The 20297-nt window shown below is 61.8% G+C and carries 22 protein-coding genes; 15 read left to right on the forward strand and 7 right to left on the reverse strand.

Annotated features, from left to right (window positions below; translation table 11 throughout):
• Positions 1 to 130: 130 nt before the first annotated feature.
• From JQ553_RS08125 to JQ553_RS08170, 10 genes are all read left to right on the forward strand, one after another.
• Positions 131 to 817: a biotin/lipoate--protein ligase family protein gene (locus tag JQ553_RS08125; protein WP_409363038.1), complete on the forward strand. Its 687-nt coding sequence runs from the start codon at positions 131 to 133 to the stop codon at positions 815 to 817.
• Positions 814 to 1350 (forward strand): DUF6505 family protein, encoded by a 537-nt coding sequence (locus JQ553_RS08130; protein ID WP_212499368.1) that lies wholly within the window; start codon positions 814 to 816, stop codon positions 1348 to 1350. The genes JQ553_RS08125 and JQ553_RS08130 overlap by 4 nt, the downstream gene beginning before the upstream one ends.
• Positions 1347 to 2354 (forward strand): DUF6352 family protein, encoded by a 1008-nt coding sequence (locus tag JQ553_RS08135; RefSeq protein ID WP_212499369.1) that lies wholly within the window; start codon positions 1347 to 1349, stop codon positions 2352 to 2354. Before JQ553_RS08130 ends, JQ553_RS08135 begins: the two co-directional genes overlap by 4 nt.
• Entirely contained in the window at positions 2351 to 2866 is a 516-nt protein-coding gene (locus JQ553_RS08140) for a DUF3305 domain-containing protein (protein ID WP_212499370.1), read from the forward strand. Before JQ553_RS08135 ends, JQ553_RS08140 begins: the two co-directional genes overlap by 4 nt.
• The gene (locus JQ553_RS08145) at positions 2863 to 3519 is read left to right on the forward strand and encodes a DUF3306 domain-containing protein (protein ID WP_212499371.1); all 657 of its coding nucleotides are present in this window, start codon (positions 2863 to 2865) and stop codon (positions 3517 to 3519) included. Before JQ553_RS08140 ends, JQ553_RS08145 begins: the two co-directional genes overlap by 4 nt.
• Positions 3520 to 3641: 122 nt before the next feature.
• Entirely contained in the window at positions 3642 to 4421 is a 780-nt protein-coding gene (locus tag JQ553_RS08150) for a molecular chaperone TorD family protein (RefSeq protein WP_212499372.1), read from the forward strand.
• 28 nt (positions 4422 to 4449) lie between these two features.
• Positions 4450 to 4659, forward strand: coding sequence for a twin-arginine translocation signal domain-containing protein (locus JQ553_RS08155; protein WP_212499373.1), 210 nt, complete (start codon positions 4450 to 4452; stop codon positions 4657 to 4659).
• A gap of 11 nt (positions 4660 to 4670) precedes the next feature.
• Positions 4671 to 7619 carry a formate dehydrogenase subunit alpha gene (locus JQ553_RS08160; protein WP_212499374.1) on the forward strand — a complete coding sequence of 983 codons (2949 nt, stop codon included), beginning with the start codon at positions 4671 to 4673 and terminating at the stop codon, positions 7617 to 7619.
• A 12-nt stretch (positions 7620 to 7631) separates the two neighbouring features.
• Positions 7632 to 8228 (forward strand): formate dehydrogenase FDH3 subunit beta, encoded by a 597-nt coding sequence (gene fdh3B, locus JQ553_RS08165; RefSeq protein WP_212499375.1) that lies wholly within the window; start codon positions 7632 to 7634, stop codon positions 8226 to 8228.
• 40 nt (positions 8229 to 8268) lie between these two features.
• Entirely contained in the window at positions 8269 to 9270 is a 1002-nt protein-coding gene (locus tag JQ553_RS08170; RefSeq protein ID WP_212499376.1) for a formate dehydrogenase subunit gamma, read from the forward strand.
• Between the two features lie 25 nt (positions 9271 to 9295).
• Here JQ553_RS08170 and JQ553_RS34880 read toward each other — a convergent pair whose 3' ends face one another.
• Both JQ553_RS34880 and JQ553_RS08175 read right to left on the reverse strand, forming a co-directional pair.
• Positions 9296 to 9418 (reverse strand): hypothetical protein, encoded by a 123-nt coding sequence (locus JQ553_RS34880; protein WP_283817230.1) that lies wholly within the window; start codon positions 9416 to 9418, stop codon positions 9296 to 9298.
• A gap of 564 nt (positions 9419 to 9982) precedes the next feature.
• Entirely contained in the window at positions 9983 to 10159 is a 177-nt protein-coding gene (locus tag JQ553_RS08175) for a hypothetical protein (protein WP_212499377.1), read from the reverse strand.
• A 438-nt stretch (positions 10160 to 10597) separates the two neighbouring features.
• Between JQ553_RS08175 and JQ553_RS08180 the strand changes: the two genes are divergently transcribed.
• The 3 genes from JQ553_RS08180 to JQ553_RS08190 are packed head-to-tail and all read left to right on the forward strand — an operon-like array spanning position 10598 to position 13528.
• Positions 10598 to 11665, forward strand: coding sequence for a sugar phosphate isomerase/epimerase (locus JQ553_RS08180; RefSeq protein ID WP_212499699.1), 1068 nt, complete (start codon positions 10598 to 10600; stop codon positions 11663 to 11665).
• Entirely contained in the window at positions 11662 to 12837 is a 1176-nt protein-coding gene (locus JQ553_RS08185) for a Gfo/Idh/MocA family protein (RefSeq protein WP_212499378.1), read from the forward strand. The genes JQ553_RS08180 and JQ553_RS08185 overlap by 4 nt, the downstream gene beginning before the upstream one ends.
• A 19-nt stretch (positions 12838 to 12856) precedes the next feature.
• A complete protein-coding gene (locus JQ553_RS08190) occupies positions 12857 to 13528 on the forward strand; it encodes an SDR family oxidoreductase (RefSeq protein ID WP_212499379.1) in 672 nt (223 codons plus the stop codon).
• A gap of 17 nt (positions 13529 to 13545) precedes the next feature.
• Here JQ553_RS08190 and JQ553_RS08195 read toward each other — a convergent pair whose 3' ends face one another.
• From JQ553_RS08195 to JQ553_RS08210, 4 genes are all read right to left on the reverse strand, one after another.
• Positions 13546 to 13959 (reverse strand): carboxypeptidase-like regulatory domain-containing protein, encoded by a 414-nt coding sequence (locus JQ553_RS08195; RefSeq protein ID WP_212499380.1) that lies wholly within the window; start codon positions 13957 to 13959, stop codon positions 13546 to 13548.
• Positions 13956 to 14771, reverse strand: a complete 816-nt coding sequence (locus JQ553_RS08200) for a carbohydrate ABC transporter permease (protein WP_212499381.1) — start codon at positions 14769 to 14771, stop codon at positions 13956 to 13958. Before JQ553_RS08200 ends, JQ553_RS08195 begins: the two co-directional genes overlap by 4 nt.
• Entirely contained in the window at positions 14771 to 15694 is a 924-nt protein-coding gene (locus JQ553_RS08205; RefSeq protein WP_212499382.1) for a carbohydrate ABC transporter permease, read from the reverse strand. The genes JQ553_RS08200 and JQ553_RS08205 overlap by 1 nt, the downstream gene beginning before the upstream one ends.
• Before the next feature lie 75 nt (positions 15695 to 15769).
• A complete protein-coding gene (locus tag JQ553_RS08210; protein WP_212499383.1) occupies positions 15770 to 17020 on the reverse strand; it encodes an extracellular solute-binding protein in 1251 nt (416 codons plus the stop codon).
• 256 nt (positions 17021 to 17276) lie between these two features.
• On the opposite strand from JQ553_RS08210, the gene JQ553_RS08215 reads away from it, so the two are divergent.
• Both JQ553_RS08215 and JQ553_RS08220 read left to right on the forward strand, forming a co-directional pair.
• The gene (locus JQ553_RS08215; protein ID WP_212499384.1) at positions 17277 to 18275 is read left to right on the forward strand and encodes a LacI family DNA-binding transcriptional regulator; all 999 of its coding nucleotides are present in this window, start codon (positions 17277 to 17279) and stop codon (positions 18273 to 18275) included.
• Between the two features lie 12 nt (positions 18276 to 18287).
• Positions 18288 to 19385: an ABC transporter ATP-binding protein gene (locus tag JQ553_RS08220; RefSeq protein ID WP_212499385.1), complete on the forward strand. Its 1098-nt coding sequence runs from the start codon at positions 18288 to 18290 to the stop codon at positions 19383 to 19385.
• Between the two features lie 48 nt (positions 19386 to 19433).
• Here JQ553_RS08220 and JQ553_RS08225 read toward each other — a convergent pair whose 3' ends face one another.
• A complete protein-coding gene (locus tag JQ553_RS08225) occupies positions 19434 to 20177 on the reverse strand; it encodes an FkbM family methyltransferase (protein ID WP_212499386.1) in 744 nt (247 codons plus the stop codon).
• Positions 20178 to 20297: the final 120 nt, after the last annotated feature.

Consider the following 20297-nt stretch of genomic DNA (forward strand, 5'->3'; position numbering starts at 1 on the left):
TCCTCTCATCCGCTCGGATAAGCTATTCTTACAAGGGAAGAAAAGGAAGCTGGAGGTCCGTCTGTCACCACCTGCCCGTACGCGCTCATCGACTTCCGAGCCGTTCCATCTGCCTCCCCCGTTCACGCTGGTGAGGCTGCGCGAGAGCGGTGACGCCTTTGTCCACGCCATTGCGATCGCAGAAGAGAGCGGGGCAGGCACGCTGACTTATGTTGGGCGGTTCGACCTGGCCGAGTTTGCCGTGGTGCTTGAGCCTGGCGAGGCTTTACGCACCGCGCGCCGCGCCTTCTACGCCGCGATGGTGGCCTTGACTGACGCCTTGCGCACCTACGCTCCGCCGAACAAGGAGATTACGATCGACTGGCCCGATGCGGTCCGCGTCGACGGCGGGCTTGTCGGCGGCGGGCGGCTTGGCTGGCCGTCATCCACGAAGGAGGATGTGCCGCCGCGTTGGCTGGTGTTTGGCGCCATGATCCGCACGGTCGCGATGGCTGATACCGAAGCGGGAGTGCATCCGCTCGCTTCGGCGCTTGATCAAGAGGGATTCGGCGAGGCCGGCGCGGTTCAGATCACGGAGAGCTTTGCGCGACATCTGATGCTCGTGACCGAAACCTGGCAAGTCGACGGCTTTGACGCCGTCGCACGCGAATTTCTGACTCGGCTGGCGCGCGAGCGACAGACCTATCGCACGATCGCCGACAATGGTGATCTTCTGCTGCGCCGGATCGGACGAGACGGGACCGACCGGCGCGATTTCAAGAAGGGCTTGCAATCGCCGTCATGGTTCGATCCGAAGCGCGGAGGACCGTACCTGTGAAACTGCTGCGGACCATCGCGCTTGACCCGTCAGACACGTTCGTGTTCGACGTGCCCGCGGAGCCGGGCGATTGGGCGGTGTCGGGCGCGTTCCGTTTCTGCGATCGAGACCCGGTGAAACTGGGCGGCAAGGACCGCGCCGCCTTCCGCAGCGGCTTTCTCGGCGTACAGTCCTGGGGCTGGTCGACCTTGGCGCAGATCGTTCCCGCGACCGAGGACGATCGCCGGACGCTGGTGGAACTCCTCGCGCGGCAACTGGTGGATCGGTTGGGCGCGCCGGATCCGGAGATCGCGCGTGCCGCGGCGGAGGAGGAGGTCGCTTTTGCGCAGTCGCTCTGTGCCCATCCCGTCAGCACCCTGATTGCCGTCCATCGCTCGGAGAAGGACGGCGAAGTCCACGAGTCGTTCCGTAGATTGCAACTGCGGGAAGGGCAGCGTCACGGCAAAGCGTTCTCGTTCATGGAGGTGGACGATGATTCCGAAGCCGACAACGAGCTCAATCTTGCGGATATGAGCAGGGAGCTGCGGCGATGAGGGACTTCTGGATCGCCTGCGGCCACCATCTGTTGGATCGCCATGCGAACGGCGGGCTCGTCGCGACGGACCAATACCTGAAGGCATATTTCGCGCGCCCCGAGCTGATGCCGCCAGACGACGCCTGCGTGGTCGAGCGTCGCTTGCATCGGCAATTGCTGGCCGATCCGCGCCTGCCCGTCGCGGCGAGCGAGGTGGCCGCAATCGGCGACGCCGATGCGCGGGAGAATTGGCAATTCGTGCTGGCATTTCGCGACCTCTTGCTGCGTCATCCGACGCTGGAGGCGGCGTATCTCGCCACGGTTCGTTCGAATTCGATCAATCTCCCGCCGTTGTTCATCAACCAGCTCGTGCATGTGATTCTCCGCAATGCGCTCGACGGCTGCGAGGATCCGTTTCAGCTGCGCGCTGCCGAGCTGTTCTTCCGCCCGCAGCGGATACTGCCGCACGAACACGCTCTGCTTCTGGGGGACGAGGAGATCATCGGCGGGAGTAGCCCGACCCCGGTGTTGTCGCTGATGTCCATGCTGGGCGCCACGACTGATGTTCAAATCGACGTTCTCAGTGAGGAGAACGCCGACAGCTATTGGCAGCGCAGTGATCGGTTCGATATGGGGCTCGACCTGACTGGTGGCGGGCGGGCGCAGGCTGCGCTGGCAAACGCGATGGGGCGCTGGATTTCGCACCTCCTCGGAATCGATGTCGTGATCGAGCCGCTCACCGAACTGCACAACGCAGAGCTCACCTGGTATGTGGGCCTGGATTCCGAGGCGACCCGCATCGGTGACCAGCTCTGGCAGGGCGAATGCCTCGACGACCGCACCGCCGGGCGCGTCCTGGCGCTGTTTCGGCTCAGCTTTAGAGATCCCAACCTGAACGTTGACGCCGCGGGGCGCACGCCGGCCTATCTGATCCTTGCCATGAATTCCGATCAGGCCATCCGCATGAAGCCGCAGAACCTGCTGACCGGACTGCCGATCAAGCATTTGGAGGCTGTGCCGTGAGCCCTGTCGCCGAGCCGCTGGTCCGGATCTCCATCGGCGTCGTGGTCGAGCGACGCAAGGCGGAGTCCTCGTGGATCGATGTCGTCTGGCGTGGCATCGGGGTCTTGCCGGACGAGCCGGAGATGAAGCCGTGGACGGTGATCCGCGAGCAGGACGGGGCGACGCTGTTTTACGCCGGCAGCGCGACGGTCGATCTCTACCGTTCGGAGACCGAGCGCTACCGCGATAACCTCGGCTCCGGTGCACCAAGCATCTGGATCGTGTTGAGCCCCACCGAGGGGACGTGGCCCTACCTCATTTCTGCGGTCACCGCGGATCCCGCGGAAGGAGAGGCATTCACCGGAGCCAGCGATAATCTGGTTGAAGCCGTGGCGATGCCCGAGATGGTGCGCCAGACGATTGAAGATTTCATCGCCGAGCACCACGTCGAGACAAAGTTCTTCAAACGCGAGCGGAGCCGCGCTGATCCCGAGGCGCTGGCGCAGCGGCGCCATGAAGGTGGACACGAATGAGTGAACAGGACTTTCTCGCGCGCTGGTCGCGGCGCAAGCAGGCCGCGAAAGGCGGCCACGCAGAAGCGAGACCAGATGAGCCGATCGAAGCGAATGAGACAGCGCCGTCTGACGGCACTGCGACAGAACAACATCCTTCCGAGGTGGATCTCTCGAACCTGCCGCCGCTCGAATCCATTGATGCCGCGACCGACGTCACGGCGTTCCTGCGTAGGGGCATTCCGCAGGAGTTGAGCCGCGCGGCGCTTCGTCGGGCCTGGAGCGCCGATCCTGCCATCCGCGATTTCGTCGGACTGGCGGAGAATGCCTGGGACTTCAACGATCCGAACGCCATTCCTGGCTTCGGGCCGCTGGACTATTCGGCCGAGCAGGTCGACGCACTCGTCCGCCGTGTCCTCGGCGATGTCGTGCAGGCCGTCGAGAATGCTGCCAACCCGTCCTCGGCGACTGGCGAAGATGCCGCGCGATCGACCCCTGTCCAGGCCGATCCGGTGCAAGCATTTGACCCGGTGCAGGCCGTTGCTGACATTCAAACGCCGGACGAAGTTGCGTCCGCGGAACTGCCGTCGTGCTCTGCTGCACCGCAACCGCCGGTCGCTAGCGAGGAGATTCCCGTTCGGCGCCGCACACATGGCGGCGCACTGCCTCGCTAGGCTGCGACCAAATGCTATAGCCTTATGCTATAGCATCAATTGACCGGTCCCCGGCGCGCGCCTAGTCTCTGTTAAGCAAACGTAATCAAGCGCTTGGCTTGGCCCTTGGATGGGAGGGTGGCGTGCGCGAAGCGGGTCTTGAACGCGCGATCGAAGCGGCGGGCGGCATTGCTCAGCTTGCCCGAAAGATCGGTATTGCCCAACCCTCGGTGTCAAATTGGAACCGGGTGCCCGCCCAGCGTGTGATTGCTGTCGAGGCCGCGACGGGAGTGCCGCGGAAGGTCCTTCGTCCCGATCTCTATAGCGAGCTTGCCGTCTCGGACGGCATCCTTGACCCCATCGACGCCGGGCGCGCACAGGAATATGCGCTGCTCGCGACCCTGCTCTCGTCCGCGCCATCGCATGCCCTGCTTGAGCAGATCACGCAACTGAACGGCGATGCGACGCCGCTCGGATGCGCCCACGCAGCTCTGGCGGAAGCCGCTGCGACCGCGGTCCCGACCGATGTTGAGCGCGAATATTTCGATCTGTTCGTTGGCCTCGGGCGCGGAGAGTTATTGCCTTACGCGTCCTACTATCTGACCGGCTTCCTCAATGAACGTCCATTGTCGCGGCTCCGCAACGATCTGGCCGCGCTCGGCATCGAGCGGACAGAGCACAATTTGGAGCCCGAGGATCACGCGGCGACACTCTGCGAGATCATGGCGGGCCTGGTGGCGGGACGTTATCCGGCATCGCCGGAGACGCAGCGCGTCTTCTTCGAGAAGCATGTCGCCCGCTGGATGGGCCGCCTGTTCGCCGACCTCGAGAAAGCGGAGAACGCCGGATTCTACCGCCCGGTCGGAACGCTTGGACGCGTTTTTTTGGAAATTGAAGCAGAGGCTTTCAAGTTCGCCAACTGACCGGCGCCACCGGTCCAGGAGAGATGCGATGAAGGATGAGAAGAAAACGACGGTGGGTCGGCGCGACTTCCTTCGTAAGGTCGGCATCGGCACGGTCGGTGCGGGCGCGACACTTGCAACACCTTTGATCACGCCAGCGCAGGCCGACAGCGAAACCGAGACTGAGAAGCGCAAGGCGCGCTACAGGGTAACCGATGACGTGAAAGCATTTTATCGCGTCAATCGTTATCCGACTTGAAGGAGGCGGCCGTGTTGATCAGGAGAACACAACAGCGTTCCGACTCCGCTTCACGCGGATCAATCGCGACAGGCTTGTCCGGGCAGAACGGCGGCGTTGATCGCCGCACGTTCCTGCGTCGCTCCGGCCTTGCCGGCGGCGCGCTTGCCGCACTTGGTACGCTACCGCTTGGAGGCGTCCGCAAGGCCGAGGCCGCCGCTGCGGGCCCGCTCACGGCGGGCGCGACGCCCCGCAAGAGCATCTGCACGCATTGCTCGGTCGGATGCACGGTGACGGCCGAGGTGCTGAACGGCGTATGGATCGGACAGGAGCCGAGCTGGGATTCCCCGATCAACCGCGGTTCGCATTGCGCCAAGGGCGCTTCCGTGCGCGAGCTCGTGCACAGCGAGCGGCGGCTGCGCTATCCGATGAAGTTCGTGAACGGGCAATGGACTCGCGTCTCCTGGGAGACCGCGATCAACGAGATCGGCGACAAGCTGTTGGAGATTCGCGAGAAGTCGGGCCCCGATTCGGTCTATTGGCTCGGGTCGGCCAAGATGACCAATGAAGGCGCGTATCTGTTCCGCAAGCTCGGCGCGTTCTGGGGCACCAACAACACCGACCACCAGGCGCGCATCTGCCATTCGACGACCGTTACCGGCGTGGCCAACACCTGGGGCTACGGCGCGATGACCAACAGCTACAACGATATCCGCAATGCCAAGACCCAAATGATCATGGGCGGCAATCCGGCCGAGGCGCACCCGGTCTCGCTGCAGCATCTGCTCGAGGGCAAGGAGCTGCAAAAGGCCAACTTCATCGTCATCGACCCGCGCCTGACGCGAACCGCGGCGCACGCGACTGATTATGTCCGCATGCGGCCGGGCACCGACATCCCGGTGCTCTACGGCATCATGTGGCACATCCTCCAGAACGGCTGGGAAGACAAGGAGTTCATCAGGCAGCGCGTCTACGGCTTCGACGACCTTCGCAAGGAGGTCGATAAATGGAATCCGGAAGAGGTCGAGCGCGTCAGCGGCGTTCCGGGCGAGCAGCTCAAGCGCGTCGCCAAGATGTTTGCCACGGAAAAGCCGTCGACCCTGATCTGGGCCATGGGCCAGACCCAGAAGACAGTCGGCACCGCCAATGTGCGGGCGAGTTGCATTCTGCTTCTGATGACCGGAAATGTCGGCGGTCCAGGCATGGGCGCCAACATTTTCCGCGGCCATGACAATGTGCAAGGCGCGACCGATGTCGGGCTCGATATCGTGACGCTGCCGTTCTACTACGGCCTCGCGGAGGGTGCCTGGAAGCACTGGTCGCGGGTTTGGGAGGTGGACTACGAGTTCCTGAAGTCGCGCTTCGACTCCAAGCAGATCATGGAAGCCCCGGGCATTCCGCTCACGCGCTGGTTCGAGGCGGTCACATTGCCGAAAGATCAGGTGGCGCAGAAAGACAATGTGCGGGCGGTGTTCGTGCAGGGGCACGCCTCCAACAGTATCACTCGCATTCCCGAATCCCTGAATGGCCTGAAGGCGCTCGACCTGCTCGTCATCGCCGACCCGCATCCGACCACCTGGGCCTCGCTCGCCGTGGAGGCCGGGCGCAAGGACGGTCTGTACATTCTCCCCGTGGCCACCCAGTTCGAGTGCAAAGGGTCCCGCGTCGCCTCGAACCGCTCGCTGCAGTGGGGCGAACAGATCGTCAAGCCGATCTTTGAATCCAAGGATGACCTCGAGATCATCTATCTGATGGCGAACAAGTTCGGCTTCGCCGACAAGATGTTCAAGAACATCAAGGTCGAGAACAATCTACCCGAAGCGGAGGACACCCTGCGCGAGATGAATCGCGGCAGTTGGTCGACCGGATATTGCGGGCAATCGCCCGAGCGTCTCAAGGCGCACATGAAGAACCAGGCGAAGTTCGACATGCTGACGATGCGGGCGCCGAAGAGCGATCCGGAAGTCGGCGGCGACTATTACGGGCTGCCCTGGCCCTGCTGGGGCTCGCCCGAGGTGCGGCACCCCGGCACGCCGTTGCTCTACAACACGAATCTCGCCGTAATGGATGGCGGTGGCACGTTCCGGCCACGCTTCGGCATCGAGCGCGAGGAGAAACTTCCGGACGGCACGACTCGCAAGGTCAGCTTGCTCGCCGACGGATCCTATTCCAAGGATTCGGACATCAAGGACGGTTATCCGGAGTTCACACTGGCGAGCCTGAAGAAACTCGGCTGGGACAAGGATTTGACCGAAGCGGAGATGGCTGCGATCAACAAGATCAATCCGGCCACTCCCGACGCTGTGTCGTGGTCGCTCGACCTTTCGGGCGGCATCCAGCGCGTCGCACTGATGCATGGCTGCGTGCCTTACGGCAACGGCAAGGCGCGCATGAACGCCTTCGGCTTGCCGGATCCCATTCCGGTTCATCGCGAGCCGATCTACACACCGCGCGTCGATCTGGTCGCCAAGTATCCGACCTTGCCCGATGCAAAGCAGTTCCGCGTGCCCAATATCGGGTTCTCCGTGCAGAAGGCCGCGATAGAGAAGGGGATCGCCAGGCAATTTCCGCTGGTTCTCTCGTCCGGCCGCTTGGTCGAGTATGAGGGTGGCGGTGAAGAGACGCGGACCAACCCGTGGCTCGCTGAACTCCAGCAGGACATGTTCATCGAGATCAATCCCGCCGACGCAGCCGATCGCGGCATCAAGGACGGCGGCTGGGTCTGGGTCACGGGTGCGGAGAACAATTCCCGAGCCAGGATGAAGGCGCTCGTCACCGAACGCGTCGGCAAGGGCGTCGCCTGGATGCCCTTCCACTTCGGCGGCTGGCTCGGCGGCAAGGATCTTCGTGGCAACTACCCGAAGGGCACAGATCCGATCGTGCTCGGCGAAAGCGCGAACACGATCACGACCTACGGATATGATCCTGCGACGAACATGCAGGAGACCAAGGTTACTCTCTGCCAGATCGCGGCGGCATAAGGAGCAACGACCATGGCCCGGATGAAATTTCTCTGTGACGCCGACCGTTGCATCGAGTGCAATGCCTGCGTGACCGCCTGCAAGAACGAGCACGAGGTGCCGTGGGGCATCAACCGGCGCCGCGTCGTGACCATCAACGACGGTAAGCCGGGCGAGCGGTCGATCTCCATGGCGTGCATGCACTGCACCGACGCGCCCTGCGCGGCGGTCTGCCCGGTGAACTGCTTCTACACAACCCTCGACGGCGTCGTGCTTCACTCCAAAGACCTGTGCATCGGCTGCGGCTATTGCTTCTACGCCTGTCCGTTCGGCGCTCCGCAATATCCGAAGGTCGGCAACTTCGGCTCGCGCGGCAAGATGGACAAATGCACGTTCTGCGCGGGCGGTCCGGAGGCTGACGGCAGCAAGGAGGAGTACGAGAAATATGGTGCGAACCGTCTTGCCGAGGGTAAGCTGCCGCTTTGCGCCGAGATGTGCTCGACCAAGTCGCTACTTGCCGGCGACGGCGAAATTATCGCCCAGATCTACAGGGAACGCGTGATGAAGCGCGGCTACGGCTCGGGCGCCTGGGGCTGGAAGACCGCCTATCGCGAGACGATCGAGTCCTGACGACGACATGGCGCGGCCGCCTCGATATCGGGAGGAGTTTATGGCGTCTCTTGCGAAATACGTCCGTCTCGCGCTCGGCGCGTGGACCTTGTTGTTGTTTGTCAGCGCGGCAATGCCGACGGCCGCCCAGCAGGTCAACCCGACCGCGAGCTCGGTGAAAGAGCAGCAGCTTCTGCAGGAACTCAACCGGATCCAGGGACGCGTCAGCATTCCCGATCAGCGGTCCGGCGTGTTGGAGCAGCCGGCAGGGCGCGAGTGGCGGGAATTCCGCAACGTCACCCTGCGCTGGGTCGGCGGAATCGCCATCCTCGGCATGCTCATCGCGCTCGTCGCCTTCTATCTCATCCACGGCATGGTCCGCATCCAGAGCGGCAGATCGGGGCGGACGATCGTGCGCTTTAGCGCGTTCGAGCGCTTCGTGCACTGGATGACGGCAACCTGCTTTATCGTCCTGGCCATTTCCGGGCTGAACATCACTTTCGGTCGCCCGCTGCTGTTGCCGTTGATCGGCCACGAAGCATTTTCCGAATGGTCGCAATGGGCAAAGTACGCGCACAATTATCTGAGCTTCCCGTTCACCATCGGAGTCGTGTTGATCTCCTTGATGTGGCTCCGGGGTAACATCCCGAATAGGGCCGATGTCGAGTGGATCAAGCGCGGTGGCGGCATCGTGGGGCATGATCATCCACCGGCCAGTCGCTTCAACGCCGGCCAGAAAGCGATCTACTGGATCGTCGTCATTGGCGGCGCTGCCGTTGCGATCACCGGATATGCGCTGATGTTCCCATTCTACTTGTCCGGCATCGAAGGAATGCAGATCGCCCAGATCGTTCACTCGATTGTGGCGGTGCTGTTCGTCGCGGTGATGCTGGCCCACATCTACATCGGCACGATTGGAATGCAGGGCGCCTTCGAGGCGATGGGCAGCGGCACCGTGGACGTCAACTGGGCGAAGGAGCACCACAGCCTCTGGCTCGCGGAGGAAGAAGCGCGCGCCGCCAATGCCGGACGCTCCAATCCGACCGCAACCGCGGCGGAGTAAGGCCAACGCAGTGCGCCGCGGTCCGCTAGAGTCGGACGGCCGTCGTAGCAAAGGCTTCCGAGACCGGCTCTTGCACCTGGCTAAGAGCCGCCGCGCCGACTCCCGCCATGATGATGGCGGCCACGCAGGCGAGCATGAAGGGTCTCATTGCGGTTCTCCTGAAGACGTCGAGTGCCGGAAGAGCTTACACAAAGTGGATCAGCCCGGACAGCGGCGTTTCCCGCGAAGAATTGCGTCGGTCTAGAGAAACGCGGTAGCGCAGTCATTATCGGTCAGGCGCGCTCGTTGGCGACAAAGCCTTCGCCCCAAGGCTCGATGACTCGTTCGATAGTCTTAAGTCGCGGCCTCGCTCAATCCGAAGGTCCCACCCGTGAGCGCCACAACGCATCGAAAGTGTTAAGGTGAGTCGGCGGCAACTCTTGCGCGCCCAGATTGCCCGGTTTCTCTGTGAGGGCGGTTACAAGTTCTCTATTGGGCGACTGTGTCGACCCCTTCGCAGGCCACTCCAACGATGATTTCGAAAGCATGGGCTTGCCCTCGTACCAGCATCTTCGTCCGTCGATGAGGCGCCAAGACCAATACGCGCGCGTATTTGAGGGCATCGCGGCGCTGCACTGTTGTTTCGTATGTGCGGCTGGTGTTCCAATCAATAAAAACGCAGCCGTGCAAGAGGCTAAAATGATGACTGAAAATTGCTTGGTCATCTGAGCACTCAGAGACGACTTGGTTGCTGTAATCGGCTTACCGCTACTGCCAAATCGGGCCGATCAAGAACCTCCACCAATCTGGCGAGAATGCGCTCGTTGTCGTGGGGGCGGGGCTCAAGGTATTCGTTCAGTATGCCCAAGGCCTCGCTGACGGCCTGAAGTGCCAATTGTTGATCGGTCATCGCTTCTTACCCATTCGAGTTGATCGGGTGTCGCGCGCCTAAAGGAAAACTTAGCGATCAAGTCTTCTTTTAGACTTATCCCATCAAATTTTGTTTCAATCTGGGCACCGGTTGGGTTTGAGCTGGATTTGCGAGGTTTTGGCGTCGGAACGCCGTGCTTAGACCGCGAATGCGCCCGATATCGTCGGAAGGTCCGAATGCGGCCAAAAGCGGCCCTCATCGCCAGGTCGCATTTTCGACGATTGTTAAGTGAGTTGAGCCGATGGGACTGGAGGATTCCGCGATTCCCAGCGCGCATGGAAATCAAACAGGAGCGCGACTTCGCCCGGGCCTATGGGTGGGTAGGGGGCTTCGGTGGCGCGGCAGCTTCTCGAATCTTCACGCCGTGTCCGCTTCCCCGGTATAGAAGTGCTCAAGCGCCAATGCCGGGAAATGCCCATGAAACCAAAAACCATCCGCGGGCCGGGATTGTTCATCAGTCAGTTCATCGGGGCTGAACCGCCATTTGACACATTGTCTGGCCTCGCGGAATGGGCGCAAGGGCTCGGCTTCAAGGCGCTGCAAATCCCCGTTTCGGACCCGCGCCTGAAGGATCTGGCGGATTTGCCAGACCGTGAGGCGATATCGAAAATTGAAGCGGTGATGTCGAAGACTGGCCTGGACGTTAGCGAAATCGCCGCGCAGCGTTCAGGACAACTCCTAGCTGTTCACCCGGCCTATGACGAGACGATGGATGTTCTGGCCTCGCCCGATGTGCGTGGCCGTCCTGCCGCACGGCGGGAGTTGGCCGTCCAGGATTTGCGGTGGGCGATCGCGCGCGCGGCGGTCCTGGGCACCGGGAAGGTGGTGACGTTCTCAGGTGGGCTGGCGTGGCCCTACCTCTACCCCTATCCGCCGCGTCCCGCCGGGCTCGTCGAACGCGCATTCGACGAACTCGCGCGGCGCTGGCGCCCGCTGCTCGACGAAGCCGACCGTGCCAATGTCGACCTTTGCTTCGAACTTCACCCCGGACAGGACCTCCACGACGGCATCACCTTCGAGCGCTTCCTTGGCTGTGTCGATCATCATCCCCGCGTGAAGATCAACTACGATCCGAGCCACTTCCTGCTTCAGCAGATGGACTATCTTGGCTTCATCGATCGTTATCACCAGCGGATCGGGGCCTTCCATGTCAAGGACGCCGAGTTCAGGCCAGGCGCAGCAAGTGGCGTGTATGGCGGCTATCAGGATTGGCTTGATCGACCCGGACGCTTCCGCAGCGTTGGTGACGGCCAGATCGACTTCGGCGGTATCTTCGACCGGCTGACAAGATACAGCTATGACGGCTGGGCTGTTCTGGAATGGGAGTGCTGTCTGAAGAATTCGAACGACGGGGCGCGGGAAGGGGCCCGGTTCATTGACGAGCACATCATTCGTGTGTCCGAACGCTCGTTCGACGCTGCGCTCGGTGCATCCATGTCCGCGGACAGGATCGATCTCGCGCTGGGACTTGCGAGGCGCCCATGACCAACCCCGTGCTGGCGGCACTGGGGCGGCCGTTTCGTCTTGGCATTATCGGGGGCGCGCCGCCGTCCATGATCGGTCCCGTGCATCGTTTGGCCGCGATCATGGATCAGCGATTCGAGTTGGTGGCGGGCGTACTTTCCTCGCGTCCGGAGCGGTCGCGGGCAGAAGCTGTCGCAGCCGGCCTGCCCGAGGCGCGCTGCTACGGCAGCATCGAAGAGCTCATTGCCAAGGAGTGTGCGCGCGATGACGGCGTCGAGGCGCTCGCGATCATCACACCGAACGACAGTCACGCGCCGTATCTGAACCTTGCGCTCGCGGCGGCGCTTGACGTGATGATCGAGAAGCCGCTTTGCAATGACCTTCGCGAAGCCGAGACATTACGCGAAGCAGCGGCTTCCAGTGGTTGCGCTGTCGTCGTGACGCACACCTATTCCGGTTATCCGATGGTGCGCGAGATGCGGGCGCGGTACCTTGCCGGGGACATCGGCACAGTCCGGCTGGTTCAGATCGAGTATCTCGCCGGTGGGCTTGCCACCGCGGTCGAGCTCGGGCCTGACGGCGACCAGCGCTGGCGGTTGAAGCCGGAGCGCAGCGGGCCGTCCCTGGTGCTCGGCGATATCGGCACGCACGCGCACCATCTCGTCTCGTTTGTCACCGGGCAGCCGTTCGAGTCGGTCTCCGCCGATGTCGGCACGATCGTCCCGGGCCGCAAGGTGCATGACGTGGCGCAGGTGCGCTTTCGCCTTGCCGGCGGTGCGCGCGGACATCTCGAGGTCAGCAATGCAGCGGCCGGCATGTCCAACCACATTCGACTGCGCGTCTATGGCGAGAACGGGCACATGGAGTGGCTGCATCGCAAGCACAATGAGCTCGCGATCGCCTCGCTCAGCGGCGAAGTTCGCATCATTGCGAGTGGCCAGCCGATGCTGACGCCCGATGCGCAGCATTCGTCACGGCTAATGCGTCCGGGTCACCCGGAGGGATTGCAGGAGGCCGTGGCTAATCTCTACTGCGGTCTGGCCGACATGATGCTCGTGCGCCGAGGTCATCCGACATCGGGTGCGCCGAGGCTGGTGCCGACAATTGACGACGGCGTGGCCGGCCTTGCCTTTGTGATGGCATGTCTGGAAAGCTCGGCGCGGGACGGAGCGTTGGTTCGGCTGGATAGATGAATTCGGAGCGCGGTGGGCGATGGCGACAATACTGGTGACGGGGTGCGATACAGGACTTGGCGCCGAGTTCGCCCGGCAATATGCGAAGGACGGGCATCGCGTCATTGCGACCTGCCTCGATCCGGCCGCGGACAAGGAAACTTCGGCCACTACAGGCAATATCGAGGTGGAGAAGCTCGACGTCACCGATCATGCCGCGATTGAGGCCCTGTCACGGCGGCTCAAGCACGATGAAATCGACATTCTCCTGAACAACGCGGGTATCGGTCGGCCACACCCGCCATTCGGCGAAACCGATTACGTGCTCTGGCAGCGCATTCTCCAGACCAATTTGATCGGGCCGATGAAGATGGCGGAATGCTTCGTCGAGCAGGTTGGCCGAAGCGAATTGAAGATGATGGCTTTCGTGTCGAGCCGAATGGGTTCGATCGCGTTGAACAACTCCGGCGGATCATATGCCTACCGCTCGAGCAAGGCCGGCTTGAACATGATTGTAAAGACCTTGGCCGTGGATCTCGCACCTCGCCACATCTGTGTCCTTGCGCTGCATCCCGGCTGGGCGGCCACGGAACCGGGGGGCCGCGTGGCGGTGGCGGAAAGTGTCGCCGGTATGCGCGGCGTCATGCAACGCGCCGGCCGGCACCACACCGGCAGCTTTGTCACCTATCATGACCAACCGCTGCCCTGGTGATGCCTGACGCTACCGCCTCACTTGCCGGTTTCGGCGGCGGAAAGCTGAAGCGGACGCTTTAAGCTGATGTCTTCCGATTGGAAGTAAAGCCGAACTGGAATGCGGGAACGGCCGACGCCGGCCTTCTCCGCGCTGAGTTGAATGTTGTGCGACGGATTGCTGGCGAATTCGAACGACCCGTCGGCCTTGGTCTGCGTGGAAGCCTGCTCGACAAATGTCGTGAAATTGAACACCCACAGCTTGACCTCTGCGCCTTCGACCGGCGCGCCCTTGGCGTCAACCACGCGTCCCGCGACCGTGCCGTGATTGTGGGTGAAGACCCAGGCGTTCCAGACGATCGCGATGATCCCGATACCGCCCGGCACGAGGACGAAGCGGTTGAACAGCCATCGCTTCCACCGCGGTCTGGCAAGGTCTTCCTCGAGGCTCATCCCTTGGTCGCTCCGGTGGTCAACCCCTGAACGAATTCCTTCTGCGCGAGCAGGAACAGCAGGATGCCGGGGGCCAGCACCATGATGCAGAACGCGTAGAGCGCACCCGTGGTGTCCTCCTGGTAGGATATGAAGCGCGCCAATCCGAGCGGCAATGTCTGCATGTCCTGCGATCGCGTCGCGATGAGCGGCCACATGAAATTGTTCCAGGACCAGATAAAGGAGAGGATTACGTTGGTCGCCACCGCCGCCTTGGCGAGCGGCATCATTACCTTCCAGATGATCAGCCACTCCGACAATCCGTCAACGCGCGCGGCGTCGAGCAGCGATCGCGGCACCGCGTCGAAGCTCGCCTTGAACACGAAGATGCAGATAATCGTCGAGAACATTGGTAGCGCGAGCCCGAGATAGGAGTCGAGCAGGCCGAGTTTTCCGGTGATCAGATAGGCCGGAATGATCGTCGCCTGGAACGGGATCATCATGCAGGACAGGAAAAGCATCAGCACGATCTGCTTGCCGGCGAATGCCTGGGTCAACGAATACCCGGCCATTGCATTCAGAACGACGTTCGCAATGATCGTCAGGACGGAGACGACCACGCTGTTGAGGAAGTATCGCGCAAACGGAATCGCGTACCAGACGTCGACGTAATAGAAGAGATGCGGATCACGCGGGATGATGCTCGGCGGATAGGAAAAGATGTTCTCTCCGGATACCGATGTCTTGAGCACCCAGTAGAACGGCACCAGCATGACGAAGCAGGCCGCGATCAGTACCAGGTGAATGGGCCAGTGGCGCCGCTGCCTGGCCATCAGTCGTACTCCACAGCGCCGACATTGCCGCCCGAGAGGCGGTTGGCGCCCCAGGTCACGGCCAGCAGCAGCAGAAAGAAGACGACCGTGATCGCCGCCGCATAGTCGAAGCGGGTCTGATTGAAGGCGAGCTTGTAGATGTAGGTCACGAGGATTTCGGTAGCGTGGCCGGGGCCACCATTGGTCATGACATAGATGAGGTCGAAGCTCGTGACCGAATTGAGCATGCCGATCACGAAGCAGAGGAAGAGCGAGGGTCGGAGCAATGGCAGCGTGATGCGCAGGAAGCGGCGGAACGAGTTCGCGCCGTCGATTTCTGCCGCTTCATAAAGATTTCCGGGAATGGTTTGGAGCCCGGTCAGGATGATGATCATGTAGAACCCGAGCATCTGCCAGATATTGGCGGCAATCACGCAGGGCAGTGCCCAGGTGAAGGAGTTGAGAAATGGGATGGGCTGGTCCGTCAGATGCAGGGATCGTGCGACGTAGTTGATCAGGCCGACGCGCTCATCGAACATCCATCGCCAGATGATCGCGACTGCGACCGTCATGAGTGGATAGGACAGGAAGATCAGGGTACGGTAGACATCGCGCCCGCGGATGTTGGAATTCACCAGCAGCGCGAGCCCGAGCGCGATGGCGATGCCGAGCGGGGCGGAGGCGATGATTCCCAGCGTGTTCCACAGCGCCTGCCAGAATACGTCATCATCCTGGAACATCTCCCGGTAGTTGTCGAAGCCGATGAAGACAGCGGGCTTCAGTGGCGACCAGGCCTCGAAGGAGAGCAGCACGTTCCAGGCGAGCGGCAGTATGCGATAGAGCAGGAAAATCACGAGAGACGGCGCAAGGAAGCTCCAGATCAGCACGGCCTTGCGCGTCGATCGGCGCTCGGTGAAGCGTGACCGCGCGACTGAGCTGTCCATTGCCGTCACCGACATCGGCTTTCCCTGGTGCACCACGACGCCGCGCCGCGCGGCATCGTGGCGATTGTCTTGATCTTACGACCTGCGCAGAACGCGGGTGACGGCGCGTTCGGCGTCCGCGAGCGCCGTCTTGGCTTCCTTGCGGCCGAGAACGGCGTTCTGGAATTCCGGCCAGAAGGCTTCCTTGATCTGCGCATCGTTTGCAAGCGGCCAGTTACCGGTCATTTTATCGGTATGCTCGAGCTGCGTCTGCAGAACAGCATAAGCGAGCGGATCGTCGGACTTCACCGATTCCAGCCCGGCCTTGTCTGCCTCGGTGTTCGCCGTTAGCACGCGGCGGATCTGGGCAAGCCGGGTGGCCAATTTCACGCTGGTCATGTGCTTAACAAGCGCGAAAGCCAGTTCGGGGTTCTTCGAGCTCTTCGAGATACCAAAGCCATGGTTTGTCGGCGTCGACCAGTCGCCGGGTGCTTGGGTCGCGCCGAGCGTATCCGGATTGATCCAGCGTCCCTGACCCTTGACGAAGAAGTAGGAAGCTGAATGCGCCTGCAGCATGCCGACCGTGCCGGATGCGAACGCGCCGTTGGGCTCGACCCAGCGGCCCGTCCATGCGATCTTGTTGATCGCGCCCGCGGCTGTCGACTTGGCGAGCCGATCGAGCAGTGCGGCGGCAGCCGGAGTGTTGAAGGCAGGCTTCTTGTTGTCGGGCGTCAAGAGCTCGATCCCGTTCATCTTCATGAGCGGCCAATAAAGCCAATCAAAATTCAGCGTCAGGAAGCCGGTCTTCTCTCCGTTGCTCATCGTCTGCGAGAAGGAGAGCAGTTCGTCGAATGTCCTGGGTGGTGCAGCGAGTCCGGCCTCCTTGAACATCGTCTTGTTATAGTAGAGCAGGGTCTTCGCGACGTAGAACGGGACCAGATAGTTCTTCTTCTCGTAGACGAAGGAGGACATGTAGTCCGGGTTGAACAGTTTCACGAATGCGGGATCGTTCTGGAAGTAGGGTGTCAAGTCGAGCAGTGCGCCGTTTGCCGCCCACTCCACCCACAGCGCACCCTGAATGTCGATCACGTCGGGCGCGGTGCCCGCGACCAATTGGGTCTGATAGAAGGCCGGGAGATCCGGCCCCTTCTTGTCGAGCCATTCGATCTCGACGCCGGGATTGGCCTTCTTGAACTCCTCAAACTCCTCTTTGAAGAGGGCTTCCTGGTCTGCGATGTTCCAGGTCAGGATGCTGAGCTTCTTATTCGACTGTGCCCGCAGGTAAGCGGGCATTGCCAGTGTCCCGGCCACGGTCAAGCCCGTTTTGAGAACGGTCCTGCGATCCATCAAGTCCTCCCTGATCCTTTGGCGGGGGCGATCTTGGTGCCGTCCCTTCCGTCGGCGCCTGGGCGCCCTTGGGCGCGAATGTTAGCGCTTGCAGACAGGTGGTCAAGGGGAGACCCGTTGCATTGAAATTACCTGAATTCTGTCTGCACCTTTCGGTTGACAGGTGTGTGAAAGCGCTTTCATTCTGGTGCGGTTTGGTGCTGCTGCTGCATGGACGATGGCGGAAACACAATCTTCGAAGCGAGACCGTGCCCCCGTGCCTCGCTCGCGCATGGCGGATGTCGCGCGTCTGGCCGGTGTATCCACGGCGACCGTGTCCCGCGCGCTTCGTCAGCCCGAGATCGTCTCTCCGGAGATGCGCAGCCGTATCGATGAGGCCATCGAACGGCTGTCCTACCGGCGCAATCTCGTAGCGGGCGCACTTGCCAGCGCGAGCAGCATGACGGTTGGCGTGATCATCCCGTCGATCATCAATTCTTTCTTCGCTGCGACCATCGAAGCGCTCGAGGAGGGAATGGCGGGAAGCGGATATCAATTGATGCTCGGCAATACCGGCTACTCGCCCGAGGTTGAGCGGCAGCTCGTGTCTTCATTCCTGGCGTGGTCTCCCGCGGCGATGGTGCTGACCGGGCGTCGTCATGAAAGCGAGACCGTGCGCGCGCTGCTGATGAGCCGCATCCCGGTGCTCGAGATGTGGGAGCTGTCTGATCATCCCGTCGACATGATCGTCGGCTTCTCGCATCGTTCGGTCGGCCAGATTGTCTTGCGCCATTTTGCCGAGCGGAACGCGTGCAGGCTGGGCTTCATCGGCGCCTATATGGACAAGGACTACCGCACTGCCGATCGGCATGCCGGGTTCGTCGAGACAGCCGTGCAGGCGGGTTACGCGGCACCGGTCGAAATCCGGTTGCCGGAGCGAGCCAGCGCGATGGGCGGAGCACATGGCCTGAGGGAGCTGATGGCACGCGATCCCAAGGTCGATGCCGTGTTTTGCAGCAACGATATGATTGCGCTGGGAGCGCTGTTCGAGGCGAGGCGGCTTGGGCTGAATGTTCCTTCGCAGTTGAAGATCTGCGGCTTCGGCGATCTCGAGTTCGCGGCGGCCTGCGAACCACCGCTCTCGACTGTACGACCGCCCGGCCGCCAGATCGGCTTCCAGATTGCGAAGCTGCTGCGGGCTCGGCTGGAAGGCTCTATTGACGCCGGCGGCTGCTTCGACCTGGGTGTCGAGCTGGTGCCGCGCGCGAGCACCTGAGACGGGGTGGTGATGGCAACCGTGGAATTCCGCAACCTGGTCAAGCGCTATGGGACGATTGAAATCGTGCACGGGATCGATCTTGCGATTGCTGACGGCGAGTTCATCGTATTGGTCGGGCCGTCCGGCTGCGGCAAATCGACCACGCTACGCATGCTCGCCGGCCTGGAGGACATTTCTGCTGGCGAGATCCTGATCGGCGCGCGCAATGTCAACGAAGTCGCACCGCGTGACCGTGACATCGCGATGGTGTTCCAGGACTACGCGCTCTACCCACATCTGTCGGTCTACGACAACATGGCGTTCTCCTTGCTCTATCGGAAAATTCCGCGCAAGCAGATCGATGCGCGCGTGCGCGAGGCCGCCGAGATCCTCGGTCTCACGCCCTATCTCAGCCGCCGCCCCAGGCAGTTGTCCGGCGGCCAGCGTCAGCGGGTCGCCATGGGAAGGGCGATCGTCCGCAAGCCGCAGGTGTTCTTGTTCGACGAGCCGCTGTCGAACCTCGACGCAAAGCTGCGCGGCAGCATGCGGGTCGAGATGAAGAAGCTGCATCAGCGGCTTGGCGTGACAACGGTCTTCGTCACGCACGATCAGATCGAGGCCATGACTCTTGCCGACCGCGTCGTCGTGATGAACGGGGGGCATATCGAGCAGATCGGCTCGCCTGATGAGGTATATCATGCGCCGGCAACCCTGTTCGTCGCTGGTTTCATTGGCGCTCCCACGATGAACTTTCTGCCTGCGCGTCTCGTCGGCTCCGACACGCTGCAATTGGATGGGGGGGAGACGGTCCGGCGTCGAGGAGCGGGCGGCGCCGGCAACAACGTCGTGTTCGGGATCAGACCGGAGGACGTTGACATTGCCTCGGGCGCGCTTTCGGCGGGCTGGGTTGACCTGCCGGCGACCGTTGAAGTCGTCGAGCCGCTCGGGTCGGATACCCTCGTGTTCACCAATGTGTTCGGCACCTCAATGACGGCTCGGCTGCGGCCCGATCATCGACCAGCCCCGGGCTCGCAAGTCAGGTTGAGAGTGAATGCGGACCGCGCGCACATCTTCGACGCCACGACCGGCAAGACCATCCTGAACGCGGTCACGTCCTTCAACAACTGACTCTTCGACCGAGTGATTGCATATCACGCGGTATGAATATCGCTGCTCTCAACTGGAAAACGTTCTGGCCAGGTGATCCGGAACTATCGTTCCGATCGCTTCCTGCGGAAAGAACAGGAAATCGCGGTGCTCGCCGAGGCCGAACTTTGGGTGGGAGATGTCCTTCACATCGGCATACGCTGCGTATCGATTGCTCAGGTACATGAGGCCGCTATACCCCAGACTTTCAAAGAATCGAAACAGTGCCGTGGCTTCCACTGCCGTGCTTTCGAATTGCACCACGGGGCGGAAGGTTTCAATGGTCCGCCGGGCCCCCTCGAAGACACTCAGTTCATGCCCCTCGACATCGCATTTGATGAAGCTGGGACTACCCTTCTCGATGTCATCAAGCGGAGCGGCTTCCACCTGTATGCTCTCCGCACCTTCGCGCCACCTTTCGGTCTGGAGCGAGGCGCTCCCGTCGCCCACCCGCTCGCGGGCCAGGCAGACTGGACCCGACCTATTCGAAAGCGCCAGGTTAACGATAGACACGTTGGCGCAGCCGATGTGTCGCTTGCGCTCCTCGATGTAGGCCACCATTTCCGGCTGCGGTTCAAAGGCGAGCACTCTTCCATTTGGTCCTACGGCACGCGATAGCCAGAAGCAGTAGATGCCCTTGTTTGCCCCGATATCGATTGCGGTAGCACCGGCCAAGTTCAAGCTCATCAACGTCTTGAGCTGAAGTCTCTCGGTGTGAAGGCGATATCGAGCGCATCGAACCAAAAAGTGCGCCGTCTCGTAATAGCTGTTCATCGTCGTCAGCTTCCGAGGTGCAATTTCTCCAATCACAAATACCACCTTAACCTGCCGTGAATCTTCCAATGGTGTCAATTCCGGAGGCAACGAAATGGAAGGCGAGGAAGACGACGCGAG

It is taken from the genome of Bradyrhizobium lablabi (assembly GCF_018131005.1).
Classification (GTDB): domain Bacteria; phylum Pseudomonadota; class Alphaproteobacteria; order Rhizobiales; family Xanthobacteraceae; genus Bradyrhizobium; species Bradyrhizobium lablabi_D.

Excerpts from the sequence above, each read along its gene's own strand:
- JQ553_RS08135 (WP_212499369.1), top strand. The coding sequence starts at position 1,347 with ATGAGGGACTTCTGGATCGCCTGCGGCCACCATCTGTTGGATCGCCAT.
- JQ553_RS08195 (WP_212499380.1), bottom strand. The coding sequence starts at position 13,959 with ATGAGCCTCGAGGAAGACCTTGCCAGACCGCGGTGGAAGCGATGGCTG.
- JQ553_RS08185 (WP_212499378.1), top strand. The coding sequence starts at position 11,662 with ATGACCAACCCCGTGCTGGCGGCACTGGGGCGGCCGTTTCGTCTTGGC.
- JQ553_RS08220 (WP_212499385.1), top strand. The coding sequence starts at position 18,288 with ATGGCAACCGTGGAATTCCGCAACCTGGTCAAGCGCTATGGGACGATT.
- JQ553_RS08155 (WP_212499373.1), top strand. The coding sequence starts at position 4,450 with ATGAAGGATGAGAAGAAAACGACGGTGGGTCGGCGCGACTTCCTTCGT.
- JQ553_RS08225 (WP_212499386.1), bottom strand. The coding sequence starts at position 20,177 with ATGAACAGCTATTACGAGACGGCGCACTTTTTGGTTCGATGCGCTCGA.
- JQ553_RS08180 (WP_212499699.1), top strand. The coding sequence starts at position 10,598 with ATGAAACCAAAAACCATCCGCGGGCCGGGATTGTTCATCAGTCAGTTC.
- JQ553_RS08205 (WP_212499382.1), bottom strand. The coding sequence starts at position 15,694 with ATGGACAGCTCAGTCGCGCGGTCACGCTTCACCGAGCGCCGATCGACG.
- JQ553_RS08175 (WP_212499377.1), bottom strand. The coding sequence starts at position 10,159 with ATGACCGATCAACAATTGGCACTTCAGGCCGTCAGCGAGGCCTTGGGC.
- JQ553_RS08145 (WP_212499371.1), top strand. The coding sequence starts at position 2,863 with ATGAGTGAACAGGACTTTCTCGCGCGCTGGTCGCGGCGCAAGCAGGCC.
- JQ553_RS08170 (WP_212499376.1), top strand. The coding sequence starts at position 8,269 with ATGGCGTCTCTTGCGAAATACGTCCGTCTCGCGCTCGGCGCGTGGACC.
- fdh3B (WP_212499375.1), top strand. The coding sequence starts at position 7,632 with ATGGCCCGGATGAAATTTCTCTGTGACGCCGACCGTTGCATCGAGTGC.
- JQ553_RS08210 (WP_212499383.1), bottom strand. The coding sequence starts at position 17,020 with ATGGATCGCAGGACCGTTCTCAAAACGGGCTTGACCGTGGCCGGGACA.
- JQ553_RS08190 (WP_212499379.1), top strand. The coding sequence starts at position 12,857 with ATGGCGACAATACTGGTGACGGGGTGCGATACAGGACTTGGCGCCGAG.
- JQ553_RS08200 (WP_212499381.1), bottom strand. The coding sequence starts at position 14,771 with ATGGCCAGGCAGCGGCGCCACTGGCCCATTCACCTGGTACTGATCGCG.
- JQ553_RS34880 (WP_283817230.1), bottom strand. The coding sequence starts at position 9,418 with ATGAGACCCTTCATGCTCGCCTGCGTGGCCGCCATCATCATGGCGGGA.